The organism is Streptococcus sp. 2021WUSS109 (assembly GCF_044427305.1).
Lineage (GTDB): Bacteria > Bacillota > Bacilli > Lactobacillales > Streptococcaceae > Streptococcus > Streptococcus suis.
On sequence record NZ_JAOTGF010000038.1, the window covers coordinates 1 to 8,108 of the forward strand.

The following is an 8,108-nucleotide window of genomic DNA, read 5'->3' on the forward strand; positions in this document are numbered from 1 at the left end:
GGAGTAGAACAATTTCTAGTTTCTCAGAGACAGACTTTGGACTTCTTTTGGACATAATAAAACTCCCTTTATAGTTTCTAGTGAAAATTTTTGTTTTTTCACTGTCCACTATAAGGGGAGTATATCATCAGCAGGAAGTTTTTTTGTCAGCCCAGCTTCAAAATATGATACAATAATAGGGTATTTCAAAGTACAAAGGAGAAAAAGATGGTATTACCAAATTTTAAAGAAAATCTCGCTAAATATGCTAAACTTTTGGTTTCAACAGGTATCAATGTGCAACCTGGTCACACTGTTCAATTGACAATTGGTGTGGAACAGGCTGAGTTGGCTCGTTTGATTGTGAAGGAAGCTTACGCTCACGGTGCTAAGGAAGTCTTGGTCAACTGGTTGGACGATGTGATTGCTCGCGAGCGGTTGGTCAATGTTGATGTGGAGCTCTTGGAACAAGTTCATCCACAACGTGTTACTGAAATGAACTACCTCCTAGAGCGCAAGGCAAGCCGTTTGGTTGTCTTGTCTGAAGATCCAGGAGCTTACGACGGTGTTGATCCAGAGAAATTGTCTCGCAACGCTCGTGCACTTAGTCAAGCTTTGCAGCCAATGCGTCAAGCAACGCAAGCTAACAAGGTTAGTTGGACACTTGGTGCAGCCTCTGGTTTGGAATGGGCTAAAAAAGTCTTTCCAAATGCAGCGTCTGACGAAGAGGCAGTGGATCTCCTTTGGGATCAAATCTTCAAGACTTGCCGTATCTACGAAGAAGATCCAATCAAGGCTTGGGAAGAGCATGAGGCACGCTTGGTGGCTAAGGCTAAGGTCCTTAACGACGAGCAGTTTGTCAAATTGCACTACACAGCACCAGGAACTGACCTCGTTCTTGGTATGCCGAAGAATCACTTGTGGGAAGCGGCTGGTTCGGTCAATGCCCAAGGTGAACACTTTATTGCCAATATGCCAACAGAAGAGGTCTTCACAGCACCTGACTACCGTGTAGCAGACGGCTATGTAACGTCTACAAAACCACTCAGCTACAATGGTAACATCATCGAAGGTATTAAAGTAACCTTCAAAGATGGTGAAATCGTGGATGTAACAGCTGAAAAAGGCGATGAAGTCATGAAGAAATTGGTCTTTGACAATGCTGGTGCACGTGGTCTCGGTGAAGTTGCCCTTGTGCCAGACAAGAGTCCAATCTCTCAATCAGGCGTGACTTTCTTCAACACCCTCTTCGATGAAAATGCCTCAAACCACTTGGCGATTGGTCAAGCCTATGCCTTCTCTATCGAAGGTGGTACAGAAATGAGCCAAGAAGAGCTGAAAGAAGCTGGTCTCAACCGCTCAGATGTTCACGTGGACTTCATGATTGGCTCTAATAAGATGAACATTGACGGTATCCGTGAAGACGGTACCCGTGTACCAATCTTCCGCGACGGTGAGTGGGCTATCTAGTGATATTTGCATAAGACTGGGCAACCAGTCTTATTTTATAAGAATTGGAGGAAAATAGTATTATCGCGGGAGCCATAATTGGTCTGATTGCAGGTGCTCTCACCTCCTCAGACGACCGTCGTGGTTGTCTGGGGAATATTATCCTTGGGCTTGCTGGTTCGTGGATTGGACAGTTACTCTTTGGTGATTGGGGACTACAATTTGCTGGCATGGCCCTGGTACCGTCAGTCTTTGGAGCAGTATTGCTGGTGGCAATTTTTAGCAGTTCCAGACGGAATTAAAATGAACTGTAAAACCAAACTTCGGATGAGGTTTGGTTTTATTTGTGGAGGGATTTGCGTGAATTGCCGCATTGTTCGGATTTTTCAGAAAATTTCCATTTTTCTGTTGACAAGTGAAAATAAGTAAGGTATCATAGTAAGCAATTAAGAACCTGTAAAAACAGGTTCCAGAACACTGAAAGGAAAAAGTCAAATGAAACCTGTCACTACAAAATTTTTTGCTTTGTTGTTGCGACGGTCGGGCTAGTGCACTAGGTAGCATTAGTCCTGTTTGGCTTACCAAGCGGGCGCTGTTGACAACATCTCGCAGGTAGGAATCCTCGAGGTGTTTTCTTTTTTATCGTCATTTAGTTTACTTTTATTACTTCGACGACTGAAAAGCTCCAGTGGAGGTTTTCAGCCTACCACCTTTCATTAAAAGAGTGGTAGTTTGAAACTTCGTTTCCTTATTTCCAACTTCAAATAATTTCATCATTATTTGAACTCGCCTTGCCTAACTCCAGTTATGCCTGCGGTTCGTTGCTTAGTACTAAAAGCAAACTAAAAGACGATAGTATTGAAGTTTGTATTGTTTAGAAAGGTATTCTTATGCGTGCGATTGAATTTTTAGATACGACTTTACGGGATGGTGAACAGACGCCGGGTGTGAATTTTTCTATCAAGGAAAAAGTGACCATTGCCAAGCAGTTGGAGAAATGGGGGATTTCTGCCATTGAAGCGGGTTTCCCAGCTGCCAGTCCTGATTCTTTTGAAGCGGTTCGTCAGATTGCGGCGGCTATGACCAAGACGGCTGTGACAGGTTTGGCTCGGTCAGTCAAATCAGACATTGATGCTTGTTATGAGGCACTGAAAGATGCTAAGTATCCGCAGATCCATGTTTTCATTGCGACCAGTCCCATTCACCGTGAATTTAAACTTCAAAAGTCCAAAGAAGAAATTTTGGCGCAAATCACTGAACATGTCAGCTATGCCCGTGAGCGTTTTGAGGTGGTGGAGTTCTCGCCAGAGGATGCGACGCGGACTGAGTTGGATTATTTGCTAGAAGTTGTGCAGACAGCGGTAGATGCTGGTGCGACCTACATCAACATTCCAGATACAGTCGGCTTTACGACTCCTCAGCACTACGGAGAAATTTTTCGTTACTTGACAAGCAACGTCAAATCGGACCGTGAGATTATTTTCAGTCCGCATTGCCACAATGATCTAGGTATGGCTGTTGCCAATACCCTTTCAGCTATTAAAAATGGTGCCGGTCGTGTTGAGGGAACTATCAACGGTATCGGTGAGCGGGCAGGAAATGCGGCCCTTGAAGAAGTAGCTGTTGCCCTTGAAATTCGGAAAGATTTCTATGATGTGACCAGTCCGATTGTTCTTAAGGAAACGCTCAATACTTCGGAATTAGTATCTCGCTTTTCGGGGATTGCCATTCCACGCAATAAGGCGGTGGTTGGTGGTAATGCCTTCTCTCACGAGTCAGGTATCCACCAAGATGGTGTCTTGAAAAATCCATTGACTTATGAAATCATTACACCTGAGTTGGTAGGGGTCAAGAAAAATTCTCTGCCACTGGGTAAACTATCTGGTCGACATGCCTTTGTGGAAAAACTAAAAGAATTAGACTTGTATTTTGAAGAAAGTGATGTTGCTAGTTTGTTTGCTCGCTTTAAAAATCTGGCAGACAAGAAAGAAAAAATCACGGACGCAGATATTCGTGCCTTGGTAGCTGGGACAGAAATCAGCAATCGTGATGGCTTCCAATTTAAAGATTTGCGTTTGGATAGTCAGTCTGACGGAAGCATCCAGGCTCAGGTCATCTTTATCAATCAAGATGAGGAAGAAGTGGTTGTTGTGGAGTCAGGCAAGGGTTCGGTTGAGGCTGTCTTTAATGCCATTGACCAATTCTTCCACCAAGAGATCAGCTTGGAACGCTACCATATTGACGCCATCACCGATGGAATTGATGCCCAGGCGCGTGTGCTTGTCGCCGTAGAAAACAAGGCAACGGAAACTATCTTTAATGCCTCTGGTATTGACTTTGACGTGGTGAAGGCTTCTGCAATTGCCTATATTCATGCCAATGTCATGGTACAGAAAGAAAATAGTGGGCAGATAGATAAGAAACTATCGGAGAAAGACTTGCCACAGATTTAGGAGGAAGTATGACGAAAAAAATAGTAGCCTTGGCTGGTGATGGAATCGGTCCTGAAATCATGGAGGCTGGCCTAGCAGTTCTCGAGGCTATAGCTGGGCAAGTAGGATTTGATTATGAGATTGAGGAGAGAGCGTTTGGTGGAGCGGGTATTGACGCGGCTGGCCATCCTCTACCAGATGCTACCTTACAAGCCTGCCGTCAGGCGGATGCGATTTTGTTAGCAGCTATCGGTAGCCCTCAATATGATACTGCAGCTGTTCGACCAGAACAAGGCTTGCTTCAACTTCGGAAGGAATTGGGTCTCTTTGCCAATATCCGTCCGGTCAAAATTTTTGATAGCCTGAAAGACTATTCTCCTCTGAAAGCCGACCGGCTGGATGGTGTGGATTTGGTCATGGTACGAGAGTTGACAGGTGGGATTTATTTTGGAGAGCATATTCTGGAGACAGACCAAGCCAGCGATAGCAATACCTATCAGGCTGAGGAAATCGAACGAGTTGTCCGCTCTGCCTTTGACCTAGCCCAAAAAAGACGAAAAAAAGTCACCAGCATTGATAAGCAAAATGTACTGGCGACGTCAAAATTGTGGCGGAAGGTAGCGGATGAAGTAGCGAAGGACTACCCAGATGTGACCTTGGAGCACCAGTTGGTGGACAGTGCAGCCATGCTTTTGATTACCAATCCTAGTCGATTTGACGTCTTGGTGACGGAAAATCTTTTCGGAGATATTTTGTCGGATGAGGCCAGCGTATTAACAGGAACGCTAGGGGTTCTGCCTTCTGCTAGTCATGCGGTGGCAGGTTCCAGTCTCTACGAACCTATCCATGGTTCGGCACCCGATATTGCGGGTCAGGGCATTGCCAATCCTGTCAGTATGATACTATCTGTTGCCATGATGCTGGAAGAAAGTTTTGATTTGGTCCAAGCGGGTCAAGCCATTCGCCAGGCAGTTGAAGCGGTCTTTGAACAGGGGATTTTCACTAAAGACCTAGGTGGGACCGCCTCTACCAAAGAAATGACCGCGGCTATTATTGAACAGCTTGAAAGGAGGTCACCATGAGTGGCAAATCCATTTTCGATAAGCTCTGGGATCGCCATGTGATTACAGGGCAGGAAGGTCAGCCCCAGCTCCTCTATGTCGATCAGCATTATGTCCACGAGGTGACCAGTCCCCAGGCCTTTCAAGGATTGAGGGATACAGGGCGACCTGTTCGGCGCCCAGACTTGACCTTTGCGACTTTTGACCACAACGTACCAACCGTTGATATTCACAATATTCGTGATGTCATTTCTAAGGCTCAGATGGATGCTTTGGCGAAGAATATAGAAGATTTCGGCATTCCCCACGCAGCCCACGGTTCGGAACATCAGGGGATTGTCCACATGGTTGGACCAGAAACAGGCAGGACCCAGCCAGGTAAGTTCATTGTCTGTGGGGATAGCCATACGGCGACCCACGGAGCATTTGGAGCCATTGCCTTTGGGATTGGTACTTCCGAAGTGGAGCACGTTCTCGCTACTCAAACAATCTGGCAGGTCAAACCCAAGCGGCTCCTAGTGGAGTTTGTCGGTCAGGCGCAAGCAGGTGTCTATGCCAAGGACTTTATTCTGGCTCTGATTGCCAGCTACGGCGTGGATTGTGGACTCGGTCATGTGGTGGAGTTTGCTGGTCCAGTCATCGACCGACTCAGCATGGAAGAGCGGATGACCATTTGCAATATGTCCATTGAGTTCGGCTCTAAGATGGGCATTATGGCTCCAGACCAGACCACTTTTGACTACCTGCGAGGTCGTGAGTGTGCACCAGCGGACTTTGAGGCGGCGGTGGCAGACTGGAAGGAGCTCTACTCGGATGCGGACACGGTCTATGACAAGCACCTGGTCCTTGATGTGTCAGACTTGGCACCGATGGTCACTTGGGGAACGACGCCTGCTATGGGGGTTAGTTTCGATGAAACCTTCCCAGCTATCCGTGATCACAACGACGAGCGGGCCTACGCTTATATGGACTTAGCTCCTGGGCAAAAGGTTGCGGACCTTCCCGTTGGCTATGTCTTCCTAGGCTCTTGTACCAATGCTCGCCTCAGCGATTTGCAGCTGGCAGCTAGGATTGTTAAGGGGCGGAAAATAGCAGAGCAGGTCACGGCTATTGTCGTACCAGGCAGTCGCCCTGTCAAGCGGGCTGCAGAAAAGCTTGGTCTAGACAAGATTTTCATGGAGGCTGGTTTTGAGTGGCGGGATCCCGGTTGCTCCATGTGTCTGGGCATGAATCCAGACAAGGTCCCAGCTGGTGTCCACTGCGCCTCTACAAGTAATCGAAACTTTGAAGACCGACAGGGCTTTGGGGCAAAGACCCACTTGTGTAGTCCTGCTATGGCTGCCGCAGCTGCGCTTTATGGACGATTTGTCGACACTAGACAGCTAGACATTCTCAAGGAGGGAGTTTAATGCACCAATTTACCACATGGACAGGAACAACCGTTCCGCTCATGAATGATAATATTGACACCGACCAGCTCCTGCCCAAGCAGTTTCTCAAGCTGATTGACAAAAAGGGTTTTGGCAAGTATCTGCTCTATGCTTGGCGGTATTTGGATGATAACTATACGGATAATCCTGATTTTATTCTCAATCAGCCTGCCTATCAAGGCGCTAGTATCCTCATATCTGGGGATAACTTCGGAGCAGGTTCTTCTAGGGAACACGCTGCTTGGGCTCTGGCAGATTATGGCTTCAAGGTCATCATTGCAGGCTCCTTCGGAGACATTCATTACAACAATGACTTAAACAATGGTATTCTGCCCATTATCCAGCCCAAAGAAGTCAGGGATCAACTAGCTCAGCTGGGTCCTGACCAAGAAATCACGGTTGACTTGGCAGATCAGTTGATACGGACGCCTTTTGGGGAATTCCCATTTGACATCGAACAGGACTGGAAACACAAGTTGCTCAATGGCTTGGATGATATTGGTATTACCTTACAGTATCAGGATTTGATTGCTGAGTATGAGGATAATCGCCCAAGCTACTGGCAAGAATAGAATATATATTAGAAAACTAGCAAATCGCTCTGCTATGGAACAAAAGAAAAGAGGAAATTATTATGACGAAACAAATTCACTGGGATGGCGGACTTTCACAAGAAGGTTTTGACATTATCAAGGGTGAGGGAGGCGTGATTGTCTGCCCGACCAAGGTTGGTTACATCATCATGACTGCTGACAAGGCTGGCTTGGAGCGTAAGTTTGATGCTAAGGAGCGCAAGCGGAATAAGCCAGGCGTTGTCCTTTGTGGTAGCATGGAGGAGCTTCGTGAGTTGGCACAGTTGACTCCTGAGATTGATGCCTTCTACCAAAAACATTGGGATGAGGACATTTTGTTGGGTTGTATCCTGCCGTGGAAACCAGAGGCTTATGCTAAGTTGCAGGCTTATGGCGATGGTCGTGAAGAGTTGATGACCGACGTTCGTGGTACTTCTTGCTTTGTTATCAAGTTTGGTGTAGCAGGCGAGCAGATTGCCAAGGAAATGTGGGAAAAAGAAGGCCGTATGGTCTACGCTTCATCTGCTAACCCGTCAGGTAAGGGAAATCGTGGTAAGGTAGAAGGTATCGGTGAGCGTATCGCTTCTAAGGTGGATTTGATTATCGAGGCGGATGATTATGTGGCATCTATCCAGCCAGACAAGACCATCGAAACCCGCTATGAGCAAGGGGTTATGGTGTCTATGGTAGATAAAGATGGTAAACTGATTCCAGAACAAGGTGCAGATAGCCGTTCTATCAGCCCATGCCCAGTTGTCATCCGTAAGGGTCTGGACATCGATAAAATCATGATGCACTTGTCTGACCACTTCAACTCTTGGGATTATAGACAAGGGGAATATTACTAAGATATCGTCTCATTCAGTTTATCTTTTATTACTTCGACGAACGAGGAAACTCCGTTTCCGTATTTCCAACTTCAAATAATTTTATCATTATTTGAACTCACCTTGCCTAACTCCAGTTATGCCTGCGGCTCGTTGCCTAGTACTAAAAACAAACTGAAGACTATAAACTATAAATAGGAACGATCCAAAAGGGTCGTTTTTTAGTACCATAATCAAAACCACCAGTCGAACTGGTGGTTTGTTCTGCGGCTATAAGCCGCTTGTTCCGGCCAGGGCCAAAGGCCCACTGAAATAGCTTCCTCGCGCACCACTTTCCCGAGCAGGTGCTAAAGCACCA

Annotated in this window: 7 protein-coding genes; all 7 read left to right on the plus strand. The window is 46.5% G+C overall.

Translation table 11 applies throughout. The annotated features are described in order from the left end of the window. Positions 1-207: 207 nt before the first annotated feature. The 7 genes from ODU37_RS10260 (at position 208) to ODU37_RS10290 (ending at position 7,771) form a co-directional block, all read left to right on the plus strand. Positions 208-1,449 (plus strand): aminopeptidase, encoded by a 1,242-nt coding sequence (locus ODU37_RS10260; protein ID WP_024412870.1) that lies wholly within the window; start codon positions 208-210, stop codon positions 1,447-1,449. Between the two features lie 44 nt (positions 1,450-1,493). Beyond that, on the plus strand, positions 1,494-1,730 hold the full coding sequence (locus ODU37_RS10265) for a GlsB/YeaQ/YmgE family stress response membrane protein (protein ID WP_105121416.1): 237 nt from the start codon (positions 1,494-1,496) through the stop codon (positions 1,728-1,730). 588 nt (positions 1,731-2,318) lie between these two features. Further along, entirely contained in the window at positions 2,319-3,881 is a 1,563-nt protein-coding gene (locus ODU37_RS10270; RefSeq protein ID WP_249562572.1) for a 2-isopropylmalate synthase, read from the plus strand. An 8-nt stretch (positions 3,882-3,889) separates the two neighbouring features. Further along, entirely contained in the window at positions 3,890-4,942 is a 1,053-nt protein-coding gene (gene leuB / locus ODU37_RS10275; protein ID WP_249562573.1) for a 3-isopropylmalate dehydrogenase, read from the plus strand. Next, the gene (leuC, locus tag ODU37_RS10280; RefSeq protein WP_249562574.1) at positions 4,939-6,330 is read left to right on the plus strand and encodes a 3-isopropylmalate dehydratase large subunit; all 1,392 of its coding nucleotides are present in this window, start codon (positions 4,939-4,941) and stop codon (positions 6,328-6,330) included. Before leuB ends, leuC begins: the two co-directional genes overlap by 4 nt. Beyond that, positions 6,330-6,923 (plus strand): 3-isopropylmalate dehydratase small subunit, encoded by a 594-nt coding sequence (gene leuD / locus ODU37_RS10285; RefSeq protein ID WP_249562575.1) that lies wholly within the window; start codon positions 6,330-6,332, stop codon positions 6,921-6,923. Before leuC ends, leuD begins: the two co-directional genes overlap by 1 nt. 62 nt (positions 6,924-6,985) lie before the next feature. Continuing rightward, positions 6,986-7,771, plus strand: a complete 786-nt coding sequence (locus ODU37_RS10290) for an L-threonylcarbamoyladenylate synthase (protein ID WP_024383324.1) — start codon at positions 6,986-6,988, stop codon at positions 7,769-7,771. Positions 7,772-8,108: the final 337 nt, after the last annotated feature.

What these genes read in the sequence shown, in the direction of transcription:
- ODU37_RS10260 (WP_024412870.1), top strand. Translation starts at nt 208, where the DNA reads ATGGTATTACCAAATTTTAAAGAAAATCTCGCTAAATATGCTAAACTT.
- ODU37_RS10270 (WP_249562572.1), top strand. Translation starts at nt 2,319, where the DNA reads ATGCGTGCGATTGAATTTTTAGATACGACTTTACGGGATGGTGAACAG.
- leuB (WP_249562573.1), top strand. Translation starts at nt 3,890, where the DNA reads ATGACGAAAAAAATAGTAGCCTTGGCTGGTGATGGAATCGGTCCTGAA.
- leuC (WP_249562574.1), top strand. Translation starts at nt 4,939, where the DNA reads ATGAGTGGCAAATCCATTTTCGATAAGCTCTGGGATCGCCATGTGATT.
- leuD (WP_249562575.1), top strand. Translation starts at nt 6,330, where the DNA reads ATGCACCAATTTACCACATGGACAGGAACAACCGTTCCGCTCATGAAT.
- ODU37_RS10290 (WP_024383324.1), top strand. Translation starts at nt 6,986, where the DNA reads ATGACGAAACAAATTCACTGGGATGGCGGACTTTCACAAGAAGGTTTT.